This is a genomic window from Nostoc cycadae WK-1, assembly GCF_002897135.1.
Classification (GTDB): Bacteria; Cyanobacteriota; Cyanobacteriia; order Cyanobacteriales; family Nostocaceae; genus Nostoc_B.
This window is the reverse complement of the sequence record NZ_DF978427.1, coordinates 180475-204066: the sequence shown is the minus strand read 5'-3', so window position 1 is coordinate 204066 and position 23592 is coordinate 180475. Positions and strand designations below refer to the sequence as shown.

The window sequence follows — 23592 nt, the reverse complement described above, 5'->3', positions numbered from 1 at the left end:
TTTTATTGGGTTACGCTTCGCCAATTAGTGTAAAAGCTGCCCAGTTGACTGGTAGAGAATTTTCTTTAATTCTAGTTAGCATAGCTTGGCGTAATGCTTGGGCTTTATCTGGATTTTTTTGCAGATGTTGATAAAACTCCCTCATAAGTAACTGGGAATCTTCATCGGGAATTACCCAAAGGGAAACTAACACACTGGAAACACCAGCAGAAATTATCGAACGCGATAAACCAATCACACCATCACCCGTGATGCGTCCCCGTCCAGTTTGGCAAGCACTGATCACAAATAATTCGGCTTGCAGTTTTAAATCTAATATTTCTTCAGCAGTGAGTAAGCCATTACCTGTTTCTTGTTGATTTTTTGGGTTTGGTGCTAATGCAATCCAACTTCCTAAACCGCGAGTATCATCAGCCCATCCGTGAGTTGCTAAATGAATAATTAGGGCTTTTGGCAGCAGTTTTAAAATTTGGTTTTTGGTTGCATCTTTACCGATGATGGCTTTGGTATTTAATAGCCGCGCAATTTCTTTTGCTTCAATTTCTGTATGAGGTAAAGCTTCTAATTGTTCTGGTTTGTCGTCAGGTTTGTAAGCGACACGGGGCATGATGGGATTACCAACAACTACGGCATTTTGATTAGATGCGTTTCGTGTTTGGAGCCTTTGTTTATGAGTTAAATCTAATACTTGAATTGACGGTGCAGTGAGGATGGTGTGTTTTTCAATGAGGTATTTATTGTCTGCATCTTTTAAGGCTGGGAAAGGCACAAAAAATAAGGATTCTTGAGGGATAAAAATAACATGAGCATTAGGGTCTTTGGGTAGTTCTTGGGCGATTGGTTGGATTAGGATTTCATGGATTTGCTGTAGAGGTTTTTTCCAAAAACTAGTGCCTGTGCCAAGAATGCTGTCAACTAAATTTGCCAGACTAGTATTTTGTTTTTGCCACAATGGTTTAAGGTCTTGGCGATGAAATGTGACTTCGCCATTGGGTTTGATCACCCAAATTAAGAGTTCTGATTCTTTATGTTGTTGTTTACCTTCTACCTTGAAGTCATCATAAATAATTGAGTACTGCACTAAGGTAGAGTTGTGCTGTTTGGCAATTTGTTTCATCTCGGCTATTGTTGGTGCGGAGAGCGATTTCATCTGGCTGTTGTCTTTATTCAAGCGAGATGAGAGTAATTCAACAAACGCCCTAGCACGACCGCGTTCGGATATTTCTAAAGCTGTATCGGTTTTCTTTTGAGCGATGAGAACTTGTTGTAAAGTATTGTAGATATTTCTTTGCGTTTCAAAAATTGAGACTTTATTGGTGTCATTTAATTTTATATCTCGCAGAGATTCATAAACCTGAATTCCCCTATACAGCGTTTTCTCTGCGGCGGCGAGATTACCAGATTTGTAGAGAGTAAGTCCTAGATTGTTTAAACCTAGACCCTCACCAAGACGGTCTTTGATTTCACGGGCGATCGCTAAGTGTTGCTGTTGGGATTCAATTGCTTTTGGGTAGTCTCCTAAAGACTGGTAAGCAAGACCGAGATTTCCTAGTGCATTACCCTCACCCAAACGGTCTTGGATTTTACGGGCGATCTTTAAACTCTGCTGCTGGTAGTATATGGCTGTGGCGTAGTTTCCTCGTGAATAGTAAGCATTGCCAAGATTCCCCAGTGCTGCACCCTCGCCTTCACTGTCTTTGATTTCACGAGCGATCTCTAATCTCTGCTGCTGGTATTCAATGGCTTTGGGGTAATCTCCCAAAGACTGGTAAGCATTGCCTAGATTCCCCAGTGCATGACTCTCACCCAAACGGTCTTGGATTTCTTGTTTGATCTTTAAACTCTGCCGCTGGTAGTCAATGGCTTTGGGGTAATCTCCTAAAGAATCGTAAGCAAGACCGAGATTCCCCAGTGATTGTCCCTCACCCAAACGGTCTTTGATTTCACGGGCGATCTCTAAACTCTGCTGCTGGTAGTCAATGGCTTTGGCGTATTCTCCCAAAGCCCAGTAAGCAAGACCGAGATTCCCCAGTAATTGTTCTTCACCCAAACGGTCTTTAATTTCACGGATGATCGCTAAACTCTGCTGCTGGTAGTCAATGGCTTTGGCGTATTCTCCTAAAGAATAGTAAACATTACCGAGATTCCCCAGTGCTGCACCCTCACCTTTACGGTCTTTAATTTCACGGGCGATCACTAAGTGTTGCTGTTGGTATTCAATGGCTTTGGGGTAGTCTCCCAAAGTCTGGTAAGCAACACCGAGATTCCCCAGAGCTTTACCCTCACCCTTAAGGTCTTTTATCTCTCGGTAAATAACTAGTGCTTGTTTCCAAGATTTTAATGCTGCTTCAATTTGACTGATTTGAAATTGCTGGCGACCTTGCTGTAACAGTTCATCTGCTTGGGCTTTGCGTGGGTCTGGGGTTTGTGCTGAAGCGACTGAATTGAAGTTGAGAAGAAAATTTAGCTTGGGTAAATCTAAGTTGATGCTGAGAGTTGTAGTCAGCAAGGCGATGAGGGCATATTTGCAGAGTTTGATGTGCATCGCGGTGAGTCGTGGCCAAGGTTAATGTTTATTTTAATACCATTACAGATTGCCAAAATTAGCCTGAGATTAAAATTCTATTTCCTAAATCCGGGATATGGCAAAGTGCTGAGTGAGTCTTTAAAAGGATGTTTTAAAAGTCCTATTGTTGGTAGCCAAACATTTTAGATCCCCCTAAATCCCCCTTAAAAAGGGGAGCCACTGCGTTGGGCGGGTTTCCCGACTTGAAGCAAGTGGCGTGGACTTTGAAGCATTTCCCCCCTTAAAAAGGGGGGTTAGGGGGGATCAAGAAGTGCTAATAATCACAACCAACCATTTTTCAAACACCCTCTAAGACTCATTCACGAGTATCAAAGACTCATTAATGGAGTTTCAAGACTCATTCACGAGTATCAAAGGCTCATTAATGAAGTTCCAAGACTCATTCACGAATATCAAAGGCTCATTAATGGAGTTTCAAGACTCATTCACAAATATCAAAAGCTCATTAATGGAGTTCCAAGACTCATTCACGAATATCAAAGACTCATTAATGAAGTTCTAATACTCATTCACAGGTATCAGAATGATTCGCATCATGGATAATTGTTTGTGCGATCGCAAATTTTGAGTAACCCCAGAAATACCCACACATCTTGCACTTATCGTATATGGCAGAAAACTAATTACTCCCATTCTTGAAATTCATTGCTGGTGTTGCGAAGTAAGCTATTAATTTGGGTGCGGTGAGTTTCAAAGTTGGCGGCGATATAAATGAGTAAAATACCCAGTAGTAGCCCAATGACCCATTTTAAAAACGGGTAATTTAAGCTAAAAATTACTAATTGATAAATGCTGGTAATTAAAAAAGTAGCTGTCCCAACATAGAGAAAAGCACGAATTCGCAAAGCTAATCCGGCAAAAATAGCAATGAGGCTGAAAATTCCGGGGATAAAAACTCTATTTTGATGAAAGAACAGCGCCCATCCACAAATGACACTCATACCTATAAGCCGTAAAATGTGCCGAGATGATTTATATTCAGGTAGTTTTAGCTGTGGATCAATTTGGGCAATGTACAACAGTGATAATCCACTGGCGGTGAAATACCATAAAGCATCAGTGAGATTTAATTGGTATAACCATTTAAATAATGCCCAATCAATTAAGGCGACGCTGATATATGTTACCCGGATATTCTCACTCACCTTGGCTAAGATGATGTAAAAAGCAGCTACTATGAGCAGCGTAATTGGGTAAATTGGTAGTCTGGTTTCCCATAAAATGATCAGTGGCAGAATGTATGCAGCAAGTTGCCAAGGTCTTTTTGACCAACCCCAATTCTCCCAGGGTAAGCTGTATAAGAAGTAAGCTATTAAACAAGCGATCGCCCCATTCCAAGGTACTAACGGCCCAGCTATCCACTGTCCCACGGCGGTTTCTCGCCAATAAACCCGCATACCCAATACTTGTAATAAGCCGAGGTAAACCCACATCTCTTGTGTAGTAATTCTGCCGAAAACACGCGGCGAATTGGTCGTACCTCGTCCTTGGAAGATGGCATACATAATTAATAATGCTCCTGTACCCAAGCCTACAAGGCGGTTACTGTGAATTGGCTGGGGAATGGCAAGGGTTAATAATACACTACTCCAAGCCCAGTGGAGATGGGCGATACCTTGGATTTCTTGGCGGCTGAGGCGTAAGTATTGGCTCAACCAAGGTGATAGTCGGCTGTAAACAAGCATGATGCTTGTACCTAATGTTGACATGGCAATTAAGCCATCACCTAATGCACCCCCTCTAGCTTGGGACATTTGATAGAACAATAGTTCATAAGCAGAAATTGATACGCCAATAATGCCGAAGTACAGCAGAGGTTTGAAATCTGGGTGTCGTCTACCTACACCAATGACAATTAATGCGACACCCAAGGTAAATAAACCTGTCCACTCAGTAAAAGTAGTTAAACGCAGTAAAACACTAAATGCGCCATAGACTAAAGGCAAAATATGTAAACTGCTGGGAAGTTTTTCTGGGTGATATTTTCGTCGCCACCATTCGCCAAAAAGTTGGGTGAATAAACCTAAAACGATATTAGCGATCGCCACTCTAATTGTCGAACGTTCCCCAAAGGCTAATACTTCGGCGATGAATAATTCCACACACCAACCAATAGCGTAAAATGCCCAATTTGTTGGTTCTCGCCAACTACGATCAGCAATGGCGACTAAAGTAATTGCACTGGCTACTAAATACCAAACTCCTGGGATGACGGTTGCTTGATAAACTAAGACTGAGTGTAGTGTCAGGGTTGATAGTACAGTACAACATAAAGCGATCGCCCATTTATCACTAGCTTCTGCATATATACCTGCTAATTCATGGTTGCGTTGTTGCAATACTTTCCGCATTAACCATAAACTCAAAGTGGCGATCGCACCAACGACTAACCAACCTGCAACAGCGAGACGGGGTAAGCCTGGTATACCTTCCCACAACAGCGCCGCCACAAAACTCAGTCCTAAACCGATGGTAAAGGCGGCAGATCCTTCATTTCTTAAATAGCGGGTATTGAGATACATTACACCCGTACCCACCGCCAAACCAATAAATCTAGTTTCTGGTAGAAGTATAGTTAAAAACTGCACTGCAAACACAGCCAACCCACTCAATAAAGCCCTGATGGTGCGGGGTTTGCCTGTGGTGCGACTCGCTAAAAAAGTCAAAGATAAGGGTGTAATTAACCAAATCACGCCCCAATATTGTTTATTAACAGTGGCATCAAAAAATAAACTAAAACTGACGATGGATAATACTAACCCGAAATGCCATGCACTACTTTGCCAGCCACCATTGCCGAGACTAAATCCCCATTCTGCTACCATCACAATGGATATAACAGTTGCCCAGAGATAATGGGGGAGAGTGGGGAAAAACCAGTCTATTACCGAGAAAAGTGCCAGTAACCCGATGAAGTGAGTTAGGTAGATTAAAGGCGTGGAAGATGGCGAACGGCGTTTGGTAACAACAATTAAGGTAATGGTAGAAAAAACTAGATTTAGCGATCGCAAAGTAGGATTAATTGTGGCGATGGTCGTTAAACTAGTGCCAAATAATAGTGCGAGTGCTTCGCCAAAATTCGCCAAATCTCGTTTCTCGGCGTGACGCAAGCGATCGCCCAACCATACCATAAAGATTAAATAAGGAAATAATGCCACACTCAGCAACGCCCAAGGTTCATTTTGCGCTTGCGTGAGATTTGTGGCAATTGCGATCGTCCATTGTCGCGTTCCTGGCGGTACTAATCGCCAACCCAGCCAAATTGACTGTAAGCCGATAAAGAAAAGTGCCGCTAAATCAACCTGAAGACTATATCTTTGCAAACGCTGACTGACATACCACAAAGCCAAACCACTCACAGCCAAAGCTTGCCCTGGATAATCTGCTACGGCGACAGCCCAACCGAAGAATAGTAAACTACCACCCAAGAGTTCCCAAAAAGTATTGAGTACTGAGTGCTGAGTATGAGGTACTTCCTCAGCCCCCTGCCCCCTGCCCCCTGCCTCCTGCCTCCTGCCTTCTGCCTCCTGCCTTCTGCCTCCTGCCTCCTGCACCAACCAAGTAATCAACCAACCGCAGACACCAATGGCTAAACCCAGTTGGGTGACATTTACCCCAGCAACAAAAACTGCTCGTGACAGCAGTACTATCAACGCATAAACAATAACAGTAGCAAATAAACCCAGTTGATTTTCGGTGTTGATGCGTTGTTGGCGACGAATGTGATAGACAGTCAGTAGAGTTGTGCCAATCATCGCTGTATATACAGCAATTAAAGGAAAAACGTTGATTTTCCAACCCCAATGTAAATAACTCAGCGCCAGAATATTGATGAGTGGTAATTTGCTGATGGGGGAGTTGGGAAAAACTGTACGATTTTTGCAGAGTAAAACTGTAATGAAAGTTAGGGTAGGCGCAGCGATCGCAACTGTCAACCAATTAAGAGGATTGTGCCACAACCCGAAGCTATCCATTGCCCAAAAATTTACAGGCACGAGAAATAAGGTGACAATCAACAATGTCTGAGTTGTTAATCTCAGATTTTCTTGTCTACCAGTCCAAAAGCTTAAACCCCAAAACGTTAAAGTATAGGCAAATAACACCCCATACTGTCCCGCAGCCGGAAACCTTTCCCACTGACTCGCAGCTAATACGCCAGAAGATAGTACGACTAAAAATACACCTAAAAATAGCAGCCAGCGAACACTCAATTCTTCCCCCAGAGATTGCAACATCTGAGTGAAAAAATTGGGTTGAGTCGCCTTGACTGGCTGTTGTGGCGAATAGGCGATTAATGGTTTTTCTTGTCTTGCAGTTACACCTGCTACCAATGGTTTAGGTTCGACTTGCGGCTGTAACACCACTGTACAGGAGAGATAATCTCGACACAGCTGCTTAACTTGGGCATCAGAAATCAAACCTAAGCGCAGCCATAAATCCAATCCCTCCAATAGCTGCGGATGGGAGGATGGTAGCGTAATATTAATTTTTAACGGGCGCTCTGGAGATGATGACATAAGCAGCAGCCGTGTAGGTATATACTTAAATCGTGGTTTGGGTAAAGTATATCTTGGCTCAACTTGTGCCAGTTAGTAGAGCGATCGCCAGAATGTTTTAAGGTGAGTTGGATGAACCTCTCCCCAAAGAGTCTCCGACGCAGAAAGGGGCAGAAGTATTACGCGTTTTCAAAGAAAAAATTTAAAGCTTCAAAGCCTCTCTCCCTGTGGGGGAGAGGTTTGGAGAGGGGTTTTTTCTAGCCAGCACCAAACTGCAAGTATTCAACCCTCCTGTTTCTGAAACTGGCACATTAACCAAGCACAAACTTCAGATTGACTGGTTTCACGGCTACGGCGTAAGGCTTCTTCTAAAATTGCAATTACCAACCCAGGCAAAACTTGCGATTCTTGAATACGTTTGCTTCCCTGATCTGCCATAGTATAAGCAATGATTTGAGCATTCTGCACATCTACCACCCAATATTCAGCAACACCTAATTCTTCGTAGAGACTTCGCTTTGTTCCCAAATCATCCAGCAGAGAAGTTTTCGCAATCTCAATCACTAAATCTGGTGCGGGATAGCGTTCAAGATTGACAATTCCGGTACCACTTGGGATACTTTGAGCGCGTTCCCTGAGATAATAAGCTACATCAGGCTGACATTCCCGTACACCAGTCTTACGAAAAGTCGTGGTGTCTAAACCTCTTGCCAAAATCTCTTTCAGTGTCGTAAATAAAGTCACCGTAAATATAATTATCACATGGTCTTGACCATGATCAAAACTCACTGGAGCCATTTCCAGCCTCATATATCCTTTGTAGTAATAACTTTTCGCTTTATCAATTTCTAGTTTAGTGAGTACCTGCAAATATTCTTGCCAAGAAGCAGGAATCCATGTATCTGTCGGTAACTGAGTTTGAGTTTCACTCATGTCTCACCCTTATGCCAGTAAGCTATATCTCTTGTAACTCACATTTCGAGTTTTTTGCTCGGTAGTTTGACATCGCAAAGCAAAACTTCGAGTTCGGAAGGTAAAGTTTCAAGTTCTGAAGTCGGAATTTCGAGTTCAGAAGTGTAACGTTGGTGTTCTGAAGGTGAACCTTAGAGTTCGGAAGGGGAAATTTTGAGCTTTTTGCTTGGATGTTTGTGTTCTGAGGTCGGAAGTTTGTGTTTTGAGGGTGAATAGTGGTGTTCAGAAAGCGATTGTTGGTAGTAATCAAATCTCCTAGCCAAGTCAGTTGGTAGTTTTTGCATTCTTCATCGTGGTCGCCACGTATTCAGGTACAATCTATTTCGCTGCACAAGAGTTTTAATAGAGTCATCAGTGAGGTTAAGTTCTGTAAGTAAACAAATTTGTAGAAGTACAGTTAGGGTATGAAAAAGCTGGAATAACTCCAGACCTTCTGCCGCCTGTTTTCGTTTTTCTTTATCATGATGCGTCAGCGCATTCCGAGTTTCAGAAGCTCTACGAGCAAACAATTCTCTATCTTCCATACTTCCTATAAAATTATTCGGCAGCAAGTATGAAATATTATTGAGTATTTCTTTTAGTCTTGTTTCTAAAGTAAACCGCGTTTGAAATTTAAGTTTTCCCTTTAAAGCATTCCTAAATTCATCGCTAATTCCCTTTTCTTTATCAGTAATTTCACTTGGAAAATTGTTTAAAATTTCTCGAAATAGCGTGTAAAGACCCTTCTCATAAATCTTTTGATCTTGGTATATGCCTTCATATTTGCTTGTATGATAAGCTTCCAATGCTTGAATTATATTTATAAACTTATAATGTAAGTAAAGGCTGGGAGTATATATAGTAGTCATTAACAAGTCAAAAACAAATTCATACGTTTCCTTTTTATTAATCCATGTTTCAAATACTGCCCCCAAATTTTTTTCTACATCACTAAAAGTAAATAGCATCTCATGGGGAGATAGCTCTATCTCAGAATTTTTTGCAGAACCCCATAAGCCAAACATTATAATGACTTGAGTTTCCCGTAACTCTTCTTCTATGGTGATACTTAGATTCTTTTGCTTTACAGGCTTTTGATAAATTACATTTACTATTCCAGTAATCTCTATTACTGAAGTTGGTTTTGTGATTGCAAAGCTCAGTAAATCACGAAAGCTTATCAATAGATTGATACACTCATCTAATGGTTGATTACAAGGATTTTGTATAGTCAAATAAGTTTTTTGTTCAATATTTGCCTTGTAATAGGTTGTACCAAAATATAAGTCAAATGGGTTAATATACATTTGGGAAAATGTAATATTTATATCCAAGCTACCAATCTTTGTTAAATGAATATTTGATGGAGGCTGATAACTCACACATATTTTATTTTCTTCTTGTGACGTGGCAACCTCTATTCCAGATTTACCAACCCATTTCTCTAAATGAGAATATTGAACAGAAATAGATTTAAATTTTATGTCTTGTTCCTTTTCAAAATGGATTTTCCTGAAAACATATTCAACATTAAATGAGAGATTTTCTCTATTTTTTCCAAATTCAAACTTTGTAATCTGTCCAGAACATCGATATAGGCTAATTTCCTCATTGTTATCAAGTAAGCCAAGGATAATGATTTCTTCGGGCTTAATAAATTTAAGTTCTATACCTGATACTAGATTTGAATCATCTTCATCTTCAACATTAAAAATATTAATTGGCAAAGAAATGTCTTTTACCTGATCTGTCTTTTCAAACGGTGAACTATAAAATGAACCAATTAATTCTAATTTTGCGCCACTTTCAGGTAAAAAACTTAGTTTTCCAGGAACTATTACTTCTGGGTTATGAGGAAGCCACCACTTCCCTAAGCTCACAAATTCTTCAAGCATCTGTGTTCAGTATATATTTAGCTTTCGACTATTTATATATTGAACAGCATCCTCTGCCTTAATTCACATAAGGCGGATTTTTGATAAAATCCCTAGTAAAAGCAGATTCTAAGAGGCCGTGGATATGGCTCCAACATCTAATGGAAAAGCGGCTATCATTCGGACAGAACGTGGATTAACGATCGCAGGCACACGCATCACACTTTACGATGTGATTGATTACTTAAAGGCTCAGTATCCACCAAAACTGATTCGTGAGAAGCTTGGTCTTAATGATGAGCAGATTAATTCAGCATTAGCATACATTGAAACTCATCATATAGAAGTTGAGGCAGAATACCAAGAATGTCTGCAAACAGCAGAGGAAATTCGCCAATATTGGGAAGAGCGAAATCGAGAACACTTTGCAAAAATTGCAGCAATGCCCCCTAAATCTGGTCAAGAAGCCCTGCGTGCAAAACTGCAAGCCTGGAAAGCACGCATTAAAGCCCAGTCATGAACTTTCTGATTGACTACAACTTAACTGGCGATGCTGTTTTATTCTGGGGAACACTCTCGGCTGAAGGATGGCTTGATTTGTTACCCATCCGCTTCTTTACGTTTCAGGAAGTTGGTTTGCCGATGGATAGTAGTGACCGAGTTGTTTGGCAATTTGCTCAAACCAACCAGATGATTTTGATTACAGCGAATCGAAATATGAAGGGAGATGATTCTCTGGAACAGACAATACGTGAGGAAAATACACCAACTTCTCTACCAATTTTGACAATCGGAAACCCTGATAGACTTGATGAAAGTAACTATCGGCAAAAGTGTGCCACTCGCCTGATTGAGATTGTGTTTGATATAGAAAACTATCTGGGAGTTGGTCGAGTTTTTATTCCGTAAAGCATAGTGATGAGCTTTTTTTAGATAAAATACTGGTGCGTAGGCGTAGCCCGCCGTAAGCATCGCCTTTTTAACTTCGCCTTTCAACATCCGAACACGAAACGTCGAGCTTTTTACTCGGAACTTCAACTTCAGAACACGAAACGTCGAGCAATTTACTCCAAAAATCAAGCTCAGAACACGAAACGTCGAGCTTTTCACTCCAAAAATCAAGCTCCGAACACGGAACGCCGAGCAAATTACTCCAACATCCGAGTTCTGAGCTTCAACATTGCACCTCAAAAGTGCAACTGTCGAGTTATTTTCTACAATGCTGCTGCTTGGGGCTTGGTCTTCCGAGATTTACGGGCGAATCTTTGCCCCATTTCCTCAACTACAGTATCTAATCCTGCGGTTTGTCCACTAGCTTTTGCATAATTATAAACTTGCAACGCGGCAGCATAAGCTTCACTACCCACCGCCAAAGAAGTATCATCGACCAATTCTTGCAACTGAGTCAGCGCCAGCAATAATGGATACAACGCTTCAAACAATTGCACATCCTTTCACATCTCGTCTAAATCAAAAGAACGTGGTAAAAACTCTGGGTTTTGTGTCGCCACCTCTAATGCTTTACTAACAAAGGCACGGCTTTTATCACCCATCTTGGGTAAAGCTTTTCGCTCCTCGTTACTCAAATCAATTAAAAATGGTAGCTTTTCTTTGATGGTAGTAATGGCTTGCAACAAAGCATCTCTATCTTTTTGGGCTAAAGTTGCACTAATTGAGCTTCTAGACATAGAAACTATTCTCCCGTATGCTTCTATAATCTAGAGTTCCCAAATATACCAGTCAATCTACAACATTGTTTATTTATATCAATGCAAAAATATGTAGAAGCTTACAGATGTTAGCCCCTACACAGCAATTTATAGTGTTCTATTGACGCTGAAATGTAATATATCGTGAGTTCGATAAACCTCTCCCCAATCCCTCTCCGACGCGGAAAGGGGCAGAAGTATTCCACATTTCAAAGCCTCTCCCCGTTTCGCGGAGAGGTTTGGAGAGGGGTTTTTAACATCCGTCGAACTCATTCCCTTTATCATCGAGACAATTTCACAAACACCTTCTCACCCTTCATCTGAACTGGATATGACTGTAAAGGGACATCAGCCGTCAAACATTCCCCAGTCTCTAGCTGATATTGAAACCCATGTGCTGGACAGGTGATAATGCCATTTTCCACCGTACCAGTGTCCAAGGGTAATGCGAGATGAGAACAAGCGTTGCGGTAACAGGTAATGCGATCGCCTTGCCGATATAAAATTAGTGTATGTCCCGCAACTTTTGTGGCAAATATACCTAAATCTGGAATTTGCTCCACAGTTGCTACCCGTACCCAAGCAGTTGTAATGCTGGGAGCAAAGGGACTAATTAAACCAGTATTAGTATTATCTACCGCAGGGCGATCGCTAACTGCAACTACTTGCTTAATTTCTGGACAATAATTTTTAATTGCCTGTTCTACTCCCTGAGATAACGTCAAATTAGAAGCTGGACAACTACTGCAAGTTCCTATTAACCTAACTTCTACAGTATCCGGTGGTTTAAAAGCGACTAATTCTATATCGCCATTGTGACTTTTTAGCCCTGGACGTACTTCTTCTAGGGCAGCTTGAATGCGTTGTAATATTGGTGGGAGTGGTGGTTTAACTAAGTCATGATACAGCAAAACTGCATACACAACTTCATCATCCGCAGCATGACGTAAAGCTGAAATAGATTCTTGTTTGAGGCTTTTAATCAACCGTGTCAATGCTTCTTTATGCAAAGCTTCAATCGCTCGTTTCAGACCGACAGCTACACACCTTTGACTTTCATCCCACTCAGATATAATTGCCTCAAAGCGGTTAATTTCTTCAACGAATTCTTCGAGGTTGGTCATTAACAAAAGTGTGAAGTATGAAGTATGAAATATGAAATTATTGTGGCTGTTAGCTACTTAATTATTTCATTTTGAAATCTTTAAGTAGAAAGGGCATTAAAATACCCGTAATTAAGCTAGACACAGTTATGGGAATACACAAGGGAATATCTGCTTGAGCAAGTGCTATTAGTGATAGCAAACCAACGCCAATTCCAATTGATGTTTGTTGCACAAAATGCAGAGGTTCGCGGATTAGCTTGCCTTTGAAGAATAACTTGGCAGAATACCAACCTAATTCAAACATTTTCTCTCCTAGAAAGTTTTCAACAAAGTTAATAAAGCAAATCCTAAAAGAATAGCTGGAATAGCACCAGCCGGGGCAAACATTGCTCCCAACATAGCCGAGAAAGAATAACCAATATCTTTACCAGCTAATATCATTCCACCAATTGCACCGCCAATCATCGAGATGATTGTTGCTATGATTAACCACACTAATGCAGTAACTATATTCAGGTCACTAGATACCATACTCGTGAGAAAATCACTCACACTAAAATTGCTCAATAATTCACTCATTTTTCTTCCTTCTCTGCGAGACGCTGCGCGAACGCGCTCTTTGTGTCCTTTACGGTTCGTTAATAAATCTGGTAAGCCTAGCTAATAGTCCTAATTTCTACTTCTACATCTTTTAATGCCTGCACCACTAATTCAGCTTGTTCCAACTGTTGATGCTCGGTGAAGATTGACCAAGCTTCTTGATAGTAACTACGGGCTTGTAAAAGATTTTTAGAATTACCTAATTCTGGTTTTTCAGGATAATCAGGTAAGTTGAATAAAGCATTAGCTTTGTTAGAAATTGTGTTAGCATATTCTAGAGGTGTATCTCTAGAATTACGCACCTTTAACGCCTCGTTGTATGCGGCGATCGCCTTTAAATTATTATCGACAGGATGAGAACTAACTAAATACTGCAAAGCATTACCTAAATTATTTTGCAGCATGGCATATTCTCTGGGATGGTCAATCAAATTAATATGCTTTAAGGCAACTTCAAATGATTGCACTGCTAACCCCTGACGTAAATATTCCCGTTCTGAAGCCATCGGCATCGACAGGTAGGCGATCGCAATATTGTTGTATAAAATCGCGTAATCCTGCGGATAATCTTCCCAAGTAAACACCCGCAAAGCTTCATGATAAGCCTGGATACTATCACTAATTCTGGCTAAGTTATACGGCGCTAGAGATTGCAACACCAAGCCAAAATTCATCTGCGCCTCCGCCACCTCTTCCGGCGTGGCTAACTCTTGTAAGATTGGTAATGCCTCTTCATAACCAGCCTTAGCTTGCAGCAGCAATTCCGTATCCGCGTGGGGAATTATCTGTAAAGTCCCAGCCATCCCCACCTGGGCTTTAGCCTTCAGCAAAGGATACTCCTCACCAGACATTTCATAAGCCCGATAATATAGCCCAACAGCATTCCGCAAATCTTGGGCAGTTTTTGGCTTCTTTTGAAAACCTTGTGCCATTTCGATTAGCATCTGGATTTTTTCTGCTGTCGTTGCTGACTCCGAAGCGATCGCTGCCACAGCTGCTTTCACCGCCGAATCTGTAATGCTAGGTGTCATAATTACCCTACTCTAGCTATTAAAAAAATTACTCGATTCATGCCCTCGAAATACACAAAAATTTCCTCACTACCAAAGGCTATTAAAGTGTGAAGTATGAAGTGTGAAATAAATACATCCATATAATTAGTTAGACAGCAACTAATTATGGGTAACTTATTGATGCTGTGGTTTGCAGTGACACATCAAAGTACAAATTTTATACTTCAGACTAGCCTGCGGCAAGCCGCTAAAAGCGTCTACAGACTTCAGACTTTATTCCCCAGTTTCCTTACTATAAAACACTCTATTTCCAAAATTCTAGAGGGTAATTAACAATATTATTATCAAATTACAACACAAAGTTCATAATAATTATTTTTTGTATCATTAGCAAACAAAATATATATTTAACAGATAAAAATACCTATTTTAATGCCTTATATATACCTCCGCTTATCTGCATGATATCTTCCGAATATCCGCAAATAATTATTTTTTATTTAAGAAAATAAAAATAATATAAAAATACATTATTGTAAAAGATAAACATCAAAAACAGGTGAGACTCTACAAGCGCCGTAGACGCAAAGCGGCTTGTCGCCAGACATCGCCTGCATCATATCTGAGAAAAAATAAACCAACACATAGCCAATGACTAACGTACTCTGGCTGCAAGGTGGTGCCTGTTCAGGCAACACCATGTCGTTTCTGAATGCCGAAGAACCGACAGTCTGTGACCTCATTGCTGACTTTGGCATAAAAGTGCTTTGGCATCCTTCCTTAGGATTGGAACTAGGCAACAACTTACAAACCCTATTATGGGACTGCATTTCCGGCAAAATCCCTTTAGATATTTTGGTATTTGAAGGCAGTGTAGTAAACGCCCCCAACGGCACAGGTGAATGGAATCGCTTCGCCGATCGCCCGATGAAAGATTGGCTAATCGACCTAGCCCAAGCTGCCAGCTTCATAGTTGCTGTCGGAGATTGTGCTACATGGGGCGGAATTCCCGCAATGTCTCCCAACCCTAGCGAATCCCAAGGCTTACAATTTCTCAAACGGCAAGAAGGTGGCTTTTTAGGTAAAGACTTCCGCGCCAAATCTGGTTTACCTGTAATCAATATTCCCGGATGTCCTGCACACCCTGATTGGATAACGCAGATATTAGTGGCGATCGCTACCGGACGCATCGCGGATATTGCTTTAGATGAACTCAATCGCCCCCAAACCTTCTTCAACACCTACACCCAAACAGGTTGTACCCGTAACGTCCACTTTGCCTACAAAGCCTCAACCGCCGAATTTGGTCAACGCAAAGGCTGTCTGTTCTACGACTTAGGCTGTCGTGGCCCCATGACTCATTCATCCTGCAACCGCATCTTGTGGAACCGCGTCTCCTCCAAAACCCGCGCCGGAATGCCGTGTTTAGGTTGTACAGAACCAGAATTTCCCTTCTTTGACCTCAAACCCGGAACCGTATTTAAAACCCAAACCGTTATGGGAGTTCCCAAAGAACTACCACCAGGAGTCAACAAAAAAGACTACGCCCTCCTCACAATGGTCGCCAAAGATGCAGCACCACCTTGGGCAGAGGAGGATTTTTTCACAGTTTAGTAATTAATTACAGTGCTTTGGTTGATGAGTTGAGGCGGTATATTGAAACTGTTGATTTCACTGCAAGATTCAATTAAGGTGTGATATTTTGTGGACACACTACGTATTAGTTGCAACTGTAGTGAAGCCACAAAGGAGTAAATATATGGGTGTAGAAAATCTTAACGATGACGAAGATTTATACCCTCATGCGGATCTTGACTGGATGACAATCAAAAGTTCAGATGTTAATGCTGTTGTGAATGCTTTAGAGTTAGAGAATATTCAACAAGGAAGCTTTGGTAATTTCGGGGATACAGCTAATACTTTCATGTTTCCTACTCACAATGATTGGATAATTATTATTCATCAGTGGGAACCAAGGGGAAGTTCCGCAGAATATCTGAATGCAATGCAGCAAATAGTAACTGAATTAAGCCAGGATTTTGGTGAGGCGCAGTCTTTTGCAGCTTACGAAGATGTCATCTTCTACACCCATTGGATACTCGCACGAAATGGCATTCTGATTAGATCATTTGCAAAAGCCAGTGAAACCGATCTATTTCGTAATTTTGGAGAAGTGACAGAAACAGAAAGTTTCATCGACTGGACAGATGCAGAACTCTTCCCACGAATGCCAGAAGTTATCCGACTATCTCAAACATGGAGTACAGAACCAATCTTTTCTAACTATCCAGGTGATGTAGTGGGTGTACTTGGATATAAGCATTTGCAACTTTAAGCATCAACGACATCTGAATTAATATCTACCGCAACTGCCTCAACTGTCATTACCGCATCACTAACTACATATCAATGAAAACAGGAGAGGAGAATGGGAAAACAAACATTAGACATATCACCCGTCGGGAGAGTCGAGGGTGATTTAGATGTCCGCGTGGAAATTGCCGACGGCTATGTAGTCAACGCCTGGACTCACGCCGAACTATTTCGCGGCTTTGAAATTATCCTCCGTGGCAAAGACCCCCAAGCCGGATTAATTGTCACACCTCGGATTTGCGGTATTTGCGGTGGTTCTCACCTCACCTCTGCATCTTGGGCGTTGGATACAGCCTGGGGTACAGAAGTGCCACGCAACGCCATCTTAGCCAGAAACCTCGGTCAAATTGTCGAAACTATCCAAAGTATTCCGCGTTACTTTTATGGATTGTTCGCCATTGACCTAACAAATAAAAACTACCGTAGTAGTCGCTTCTATGATGAAGCAGTCCGCCGCTTTTCTGCGTTCACCGGAAAATCTTACGAACTCGGTGTAACCATTTCCGCTAAACCTGTGGAGATTTACGCCCTCTTGGGTGGACAGTGGCCTCACTCTAGTTACATGGTTCCTGGTGGTGTGATGTGCGCCCCTACCCTCACCGATATTACCCGCGCCTGGGCAATTTTAGAATATTTCCGTACCAACTGGTTAGAACCAGTATGGTTAGGCTGTTCTTTAGAACGCTACGAAGAAATTCAAACTTACGATGACTTCATGAATTGGTTAGATGAAGACATCAAACATCGTGAGTCAGACTTAGGCTTTTATTGGCGCATGGGTTTAGATATTGGTTTAGATAGATATGGCGCAGGTGTTGGTAAATACGTCACTTGGGGATATTTAGCCCACGAGGATAAATACCAAAAGCCCACCATTGAAGGGCGCAATGCGGCGATGATTATGAAGAGTGGCGTGTATGATAGCTTTACCGACACGCACACCTTGATGGATCAATCCTTCGCCCGTGAGAATTTAACCCATTCTTGGTACGATGAAGGGACAGCAGATGTTTATCCAGGCGATCGCACTACAAAACCTACTGCCAATAATACAAAAGACTTCGACAACGCCTATTCTTGGGCAAGTGCAGTCTTACATAAAGACTTCGGACGCTTAGAAGCAGGCCCCTTAGCGCGTCAGTTAGTAGCAGGTGGTAATCACGGCGAATCTTGGCAACATCATGACGGGTTTATCTTAGATGTATTCAAGAAAATGGGCGGTGCTAACATTCACGTCCGTCAGTTAGCGAGGCTTCACGAACAAGTTAAACTATATCGCCAAGCCGAACATTGTCTACGTGAATTTGTATTAAACGACCCTTGGTATATCAAACCCACAGAAAAAGACGGTAAAGGCTGGGGTGGAACCGAAGCAGCACGGGGTGCTTTGTGCCACTGGGTAGAAATAGAGGGCGGTAAAATCAAGAACTACCAAGTAATTGCCCCTGGTACTTGGAACATCGGCCCCCGTGACGGTGAAGGTAAACGCGGCCCAATTGAAGAAGCTTTAGTAGGGACACCTATTAAAGATCCGACCGACCCTGTGGAAGTTGGACACGTCGCGCGTGCTTTTGATTCATGTTTGGTGTGTACAGTCCACGCCCACGATGCGAAGACAGGCGAGGAGTTGGCACGTTTTCGGACAGCGTAAGTTTAAACGCAGAGAGTTTGTTATGAGTGAGTATGGCTAATGGCTAGTTAATATTTATCTATTAAGTGCTAATAATCACAGCCAACTGCGCTTAAAACAACCTCTGCGATTTTCTTACCTAATATTGTGGCATTTCCACAACGGCGCTTGTTCCTTGAATACCATAACGAGTCACCGCAGAAATAGCGACATCTTCAACTTGGTTATTATTTAACAAAGTTGAATTCTGCCCAGTCGGTAAAATATTGGTATTCCATTCATTGCCTGTTTTGGTTTGCACAACCCATAACCAAACAGGCTGTTTACCTGTGGGTTGCCATCGCAGAACTGTTTTAGTGCCAGTGACATCTTTTTCTAAACTCACCTGGGGTTTTTCTGGGGGTGTATTATCTAACCAAGGTGATGAAGGGACTAAGGCCGAATGATGATAAACATCTTGTGGTAATAAATCGGCTATTCCGCCGCGATTTTGCAGCAGAGGTTTCATACTAAAGTGAATATTGCCATCTGAACCAGTACGTCCTTGAGTGGTTTTAATTTGATAGACAATTTCTTTAGCTGGCCAAGCTGTACTACTATTTTGACCGATACGGCTAGTAAAAATTCCTGGCCAAATATGCCGAGATTGAGTGTTTTGTTCTATCCACCAGTTCAACAATACAGGATAACTTTGTTGTGTCTGTTCAATTTTCCAATAAAGTTGGGGTGAGAGATAATCTAACCAGCCATTCATTAACCATTTGCGAGAATCTGCATATAGTTCTTGATAAGCATTAAAGGCTTTATCATTACCTATTTGTTTGGGAAATCCTGGTTGCCAAATACCAAAAGGACTAATACCAAATTTGACCCAAGGTTTAGTACTTTTAATGCTCTGGTAAAGCCGTTGAATTAATGTGTTGACATTTTCTCGCCGCCAATCATTGTGGTTTTCTGTACCTCCTGATTTTTGATATTTTTGCCAACTGATTTCATCAGGAAAATCAATAGTTTTATTTCTCCTATCTTTTTCAGGATAGGGATAAAAGTAATCATCAATGTGAACGCCATCGATATCATATCGATTCACAACATCCATAATTACTTGAACTGTGTAGTCTTGCACAGCTTGTTCTCCTGGGTCTAACCAGAGATATTTGCCGTAATGTTTGACTAATTCTGGATGGGTTTTGCTGATATGATTTGCTGCAACAATCGATTTTCCTTGGGGATGACGAGCGCGATAAGGATTAAACCAAGCGTGTAATTCTAGTCCACGTTTATGGGCTTCTGTTACTGCGAAAGCTAATGGATCATAATAAGGGGCGGGTGGTTTACCCATCTGTCCAGTTAAAAATTCCGACCAAGGCTCTAATGCAGATTGGTATAAGGCATCACAACCAGGACGGACTTGTAAAATGACGGCATTGAGTTTTAATTTGGCCGCGCGATCGAGTATTGTAATTAGCTCTGCTTGTTGTTGGCTGGTGGTTAAACTCGGTTGAGAAGGCCAGTCAATATTGGCGACACTAGCAACCCAAACACCCCGAAATTCTCTGCTGGGTGATGGGGGGACAATAGCGACTGGCTGAGTGGAAGAGTTAGCCATTTGGACTGGGAGAAGACATAACGCAACAGGTAGGAGAAAGTAGGCAAGAAACTTGATCTTTCTCAATTTAGGATGATTTTTCCGATGCTGCGCTAGATGTAAAAATCCACTAAGAAAAATGTCTTTGATGTTCACAAAAATTTTGGAGGAGCGTTTAACAGATTAAACTATAACCTTATGGAAAATTCCTCTACACCCTCTACGCGCCTTGCTTCCCTCGATGTGTTTCGGGGAATGGCGATCGCCTCTATGATTTTAGTGAATAATCCCGGTAGTTGGGATTATGTTTATCCGCCTCTCGACCATGCCGAATGGCACGGTTGCACACCGACAGACTTGGTTTTCCCGTTCTTTTTATTTATTGTCGGTGTCGCAATGCCGTTTTCTTTCGCCAAGTACACCCCAGAAAATCGCCCGACAGCTACTGTCTATCAGCGCATTCTCCGCCGGGGACTGATATTATTTGCCCTTGGCTTGTTCCTGGCGTTGTTTTCTTTAACCCTTGATTGGTTAATTAAAGGTATACCTCCCAATTTCAGCACCCTGCGAATTATGGGAGTCTTACAGCGCATCAGCCTCGCTTATGTATTCGCAGCAATAGCAGTTCTCAACCTTTCCCGCCGTTGGTTGTGGATACTAGCAGCCGTTGTCCTCATTGGGTACTGGTTAGCAATGCAATTTATCCCTGTTCCCGGTTTTGGCGCAGGGAATCTCACTCCTGAAGGTAATCTTGGCGGTTACATCGACCGGATAATTCTTGGCAAACATATTTATCGTAGTGGTTCTTTTGACCCTGAAGGTTTATTTAGTACTTTGCCAGCAGTTGTTACAGTCTTTTTAGGCTATTTTACAGGTGATTGGTTGCGAACTCAGCCAATTAAAAGCCGCACTAGTATCAATTTAGTAATTTTTGGTTTAATTGCTCTTGTGATTGGATTATTATGGGGATTTTTATTTCCCATTAATAAACAACTATGGACAAGTTCTTACGTTTTATTTACTGCGGGTTGGGCATTACTAACTTTAGCTTTGTGTTATGAACTCATAGAAGTCCGTCATTTTAGACGCTGGGGACTACCATTAGAAGTGATGGGACTAAATGCCATCTTTTTGTTTGTTGCTTCTGGCATATTTACCAGAATCTTACTTAAAACGAAGATTGGCAGCAGCACAACTTATACCTGGATTTATGAACACTTATTTCGCCCGTGGGCTGGGGCGTTTAATGGTTCGCTAATATTTGCCATAGTTATGGTTTTATTTTGGTGGACAATTCTTTATGGAATGTATCGTCGGCATTGGTTTTTCAAGATTTAGTAGGGGTAAATCGCTGTTCGCCCCACCATAAAAAATTCCTCATTTATCCGGAATTGAAAAATTGAGCTTTGTAGCTTTCCGTATCCACACAGCAATTATTTCAGTCATTAATCTGAAAATACGGAAATGGCAGTAAAGCAACTATCACAACTAAATTTAGCTTCTTATACCTCCAACAAAACATTTTATCCATCCCCTAATGCTTGGGAAGATCAGGTGTTTTATTTTATGATGCTCGACCGATTTTCTGATGGTAAGGAGAATGGATATAAAGATAATGCAGGAAATGTTGTTTCCAATGGTGTAACTCCCTTATTCGCAGGTGATCAAAATAATGCCACACGCACACCAGAAGGTGCAGAGCGTTGGCGAGAAGCAGGCGTAAAATACGTTGGTGGGAATCTTAAAGGACTAACTAGTAAAGTCGGTTATTTAAAGCGTTTAGGTGTTACCGCCATTTGGATTAGTCCGATTTTCAAACAGGTATCTTTTCAAGATACATATCATGGTTACGGTATTCAAGATTTCTTAGAAGTTAACCCTAAGTTCGGTAGCGGTGAGGACTTGCAAGAGTTAGTGCAAACTGCTCATGCCAATGGTATTTATGTAATTCTTGATATTATTCTCAACCATTCTGGTAATATCTTTAGCTACGAAGAAGGTAATGTAAATTACCGTGGCACACCTTATCCAGTCAAGGGTTTTAATGACGAAAAAGGTCAACCTAGTATTCCATTTCGCAAAACCGACCCCAATAATCCTGCAACTTGGCCTCAAGAAAATGACGCAATTTGGCCAGTAGAATTTCAAGATCCATCTATATATACCCAAAAAGGACGCATTAGAAATTGGGATGGCTATCCCGAATTTTTAGAAGGCGATTTTGAGGATTTAAAAGATATTCGTCATGGTTTTGGCGGACTAGATGATTATGTGCCATCTCCGGCTTTGAAATATCTGGCTCAGGCGTATAAATATTGGATAGCCTACGCCGATATTGATGGTTTCCGCATTGATACTGTCAAACACATGGATAAAGGTGCAACTCGAATTTTTGCTTCGATGATTCATGAGTTTGCTCAAAGTATTGGTAAGGAGAAATTCTTTTTAGTTGGTGAGATTACTGGCGGAAGACAAAGAGCATTTGAAACTTTAGAAGAAACAGGTTTAGATGCGGCTTTAGGTGTAGATGACATTCCTGACAAACTCGAATATTTAGTGAAAGGATATCGCAACCCTAAAGATTACTTTAGTTTATTCCGCAATTCTTTGCTGGTGCAGAAAGAATCTCACATTTGGTTTAGAGATAAGGTCGTGACGATGTTTGACGATCATGACCAAGTGCGTAAGGGACAAAACAAAGCCAGATTTTGTGCAGATAAAGATGCTGCAAAAGTAGTCCTAAATGCTTTAGCGCTGAATGCTTTAACCCTGGGAATCCCTTGTATTTATTATGGGACAGAACAAGCCTTTGATGGTCATGGAGATAGCGATCGCTATTTACGTGAGGCTATGTTCGGTGGGGAGTTCGGCGCATTTGGGACTAAAGGTGTTCACTTCTTCAATGAAGAAAATTACGTCTATCAAGAAATCTCCAAAATTCTCAAAATCAGAAGAGAGAAAAAAGCTTTAAGTCGTGGTCGCCAATATCTCCGCGCAATTTCTGGTGATGGTGTAAACTTCGGTTTACCGCAGATAATTGGTAATGAAATTCGTTCTGTTGTACCTTGGTCTCGTATTCTCAGTGATCAAGAAATAGTTGCGGCTATTAACACCGACTATAACCAAGCTCGTGAAGCTTGGGTAACTATTGATAACGAATTACACAATGAAGGTGATTTCTTCACTTGCATTTACTCCACCGATAAACAACAAGTAGGACAAAAGGTGAAAATTGAAGCTAGGAATGGTAAAGCCGTGAAAATTGCTGTTCCCGCCGCTGGGTTGGTAATTTACGCATAAATTTCTGTTAATTACTCGAATTTATTTCCTCTGAGAGCGCATATATGTATATGCGCTCTTTTTTTATTGGTATTGATGGAGCGATCGCAGTGTTCAAATTTTTGTCACTAAAATCTTTATCCAGGAAATATTCTATGCAAAAATATCAAATTTGAATACAAAAATTAATCCTACATCAATATGAAAATATATATAATTCCTAACCTAGGCGGTGAGCAAAGTAAGAGTGCTGACTTCATTTTCTAGGTAACTACAGGCTTAGATCACAGGCCTCAAACATAGCAGTTTTCAAGCACATCAAATACGCCACCCGCTTTGTCGCGCACCTTCACGCCACTTGCTACAACTTTGGGAATCAAAGTAAC

Annotated in this window: 16 protein-coding genes and 1 pseudogene; 7 read left to right on the top strand and 10 right to left on the bottom strand. The window is 41.4% G+C overall.

The window, feature by feature from the left end; all coding sequences use genetic code 11:
• Positions 1-10: 10 nt before the first annotated feature.
• From NCWK1_RS11985 to NCWK1_RS11965, 4 genes are all read right to left on the bottom strand, one after another.
• Entirely contained in the window at positions 11-2545 is a 2535-nt protein-coding gene (locus NCWK1_RS11985; RefSeq protein ID WP_103124875.1) for a CHAT domain-containing protein, read from the bottom strand.
• A gap of 665 nt (positions 2546-3210) precedes the next feature.
• Complete coding sequence (locus tag NCWK1_RS11975) at positions 3211-7104, bottom strand: DUF2157 domain-containing protein (protein ID WP_103124873.1); 3894 nt, start codon at positions 7102-7104, stop codon at positions 3211-3213.
• Between the two features lie 261 nt (positions 7105-7365).
• Positions 7366-8016, bottom strand: coding sequence for a Uma2 family endonuclease (locus NCWK1_RS11970; protein ID WP_103124872.1), 651 nt, complete (start codon positions 8014-8016; stop codon positions 7366-7368).
• Between the two features lie 326 nt (positions 8017-8342).
• Entirely contained in the window at positions 8343-9929 is a 1587-nt protein-coding gene (locus tag NCWK1_RS11965) for an ApeA N-terminal domain 1-containing protein (protein ID WP_103124871.1), read from the bottom strand.
• Between the two features lie 124 nt (positions 9930-10053).
• Here NCWK1_RS11965 and NCWK1_RS11960 point away from each other — a divergent pair, with 124 nt between their 5' ends.
• Positions 10054-10428 carry a DUF433 domain-containing protein gene (locus tag NCWK1_RS11960; protein ID WP_103124870.1) on the top strand — a complete coding sequence of 125 codons (375 nt, stop codon included), beginning with the start codon at positions 10054-10056 and terminating at the stop codon, positions 10426-10428.
• Entirely contained in the window at positions 10425-10817 is a 393-nt protein-coding gene (locus NCWK1_RS11955; RefSeq protein ID WP_103124869.1) for a DUF5615 family PIN-like protein, read from the top strand. The genes NCWK1_RS11960 and NCWK1_RS11955 overlap by 4 nt, the downstream gene beginning before the upstream one ends.
• A gap of 305 nt (positions 10818-11122) precedes the next feature.
• Here the strand turns inward: NCWK1_RS11955 and NCWK1_RS11950 are convergent.
• From NCWK1_RS11950 to NCWK1_RS11930, 5 genes and pseudogenes are all read right to left on the bottom strand, one after another.
• Positions 11123-11596: pseudogene (locus tag NCWK1_RS11950) on the bottom strand (hypothetical protein).
• A gap of 302 nt (positions 11597-11898) precedes the next feature.
• Entirely contained in the window at positions 11899-12741 is an 843-nt protein-coding gene (locus NCWK1_RS11945) for a NifU family protein (RefSeq protein ID WP_103124868.1), read from the bottom strand.
• A 61-nt stretch (positions 12742-12802) separates the two neighbouring features.
• On the bottom strand, positions 12803-13027 hold the full coding sequence (locus NCWK1_RS11940) for a hypothetical protein (RefSeq protein WP_096578188.1): 225 nt from the start codon (positions 13025-13027) through the stop codon (positions 12803-12805).
• Positions 13028-13035: 8 nt separating this feature from the next.
• The gene (locus tag NCWK1_RS11935) at positions 13036-13302 is read right to left on the bottom strand and encodes an asr0689 family protein (protein WP_096578186.1); all 267 of its coding nucleotides are present in this window, start codon (positions 13300-13302) and stop codon (positions 13036-13038) included.
• Between the two features lie 77 nt (positions 13303-13379).
• Positions 13380-14354 (bottom strand): hypothetical protein, encoded by a 975-nt coding sequence (locus NCWK1_RS11930; RefSeq protein WP_103124867.1) that lies wholly within the window; start codon positions 14352-14354, stop codon positions 13380-13382.
• A 633-nt stretch (positions 14355-14987) separates the two neighbouring features.
• On the opposite strand from NCWK1_RS11930, the gene NCWK1_RS11925 reads away from it, so the two are divergent.
• The 3 genes from NCWK1_RS11925 (at position 14988) to NCWK1_RS11915 (ending at position 18360) form a co-directional block, all read left to right on the top strand.
• Positions 14988-15950, top strand: coding sequence for a hydrogenase small subunit (locus NCWK1_RS11925; RefSeq protein ID WP_096578182.1), 963 nt, complete (start codon positions 14988-14990; stop codon positions 15948-15950).
• 145 nt (positions 15951-16095) lie between these two features.
• Positions 16096-16671, top strand: a complete 576-nt coding sequence (locus NCWK1_RS11920) for a hypothetical protein (protein WP_103124866.1) — start codon at positions 16096-16098, stop codon at positions 16669-16671.
• 93 nt (positions 16672-16764) lie between these two features.
• Entirely contained in the window at positions 16765-18360 is a 1596-nt protein-coding gene (locus NCWK1_RS11915; protein WP_103124865.1) for a nickel-dependent hydrogenase large subunit, read from the top strand.
• A 118-nt stretch (positions 18361-18478) separates the two neighbouring features.
• Here NCWK1_RS11915 and NCWK1_RS11910 read toward each other — a convergent pair whose 3' ends face one another.
• Complete coding sequence (locus NCWK1_RS11910) at positions 18479-19948, bottom strand: glycoside hydrolase family 10-like protein (RefSeq protein WP_103124864.1); 1470 nt, start codon at positions 19946-19948, stop codon at positions 18479-18481.
• Between the two features lie 177 nt (positions 19949-20125).
• Here NCWK1_RS11910 and NCWK1_RS11905 point away from each other — a divergent pair, with 177 nt between their 5' ends.
• Both NCWK1_RS11905 and NCWK1_RS11900 read left to right on the top strand, forming a co-directional pair.
• Complete coding sequence (locus tag NCWK1_RS11905; protein ID WP_103124863.1) at positions 20126-21265, top strand: acyltransferase family protein; 1140 nt, start codon at positions 20126-20128, stop codon at positions 21263-21265.
• 126 nt (positions 21266-21391) lie between these two features.
• Entirely contained in the window at positions 21392-23227 is a 1836-nt protein-coding gene (locus NCWK1_RS11900) for an alpha-amylase family glycosyl hydrolase (RefSeq protein WP_103124862.1), read from the top strand.
• The last annotated feature ends 365 nt before the right edge of the window (positions 23228-23592 follow it).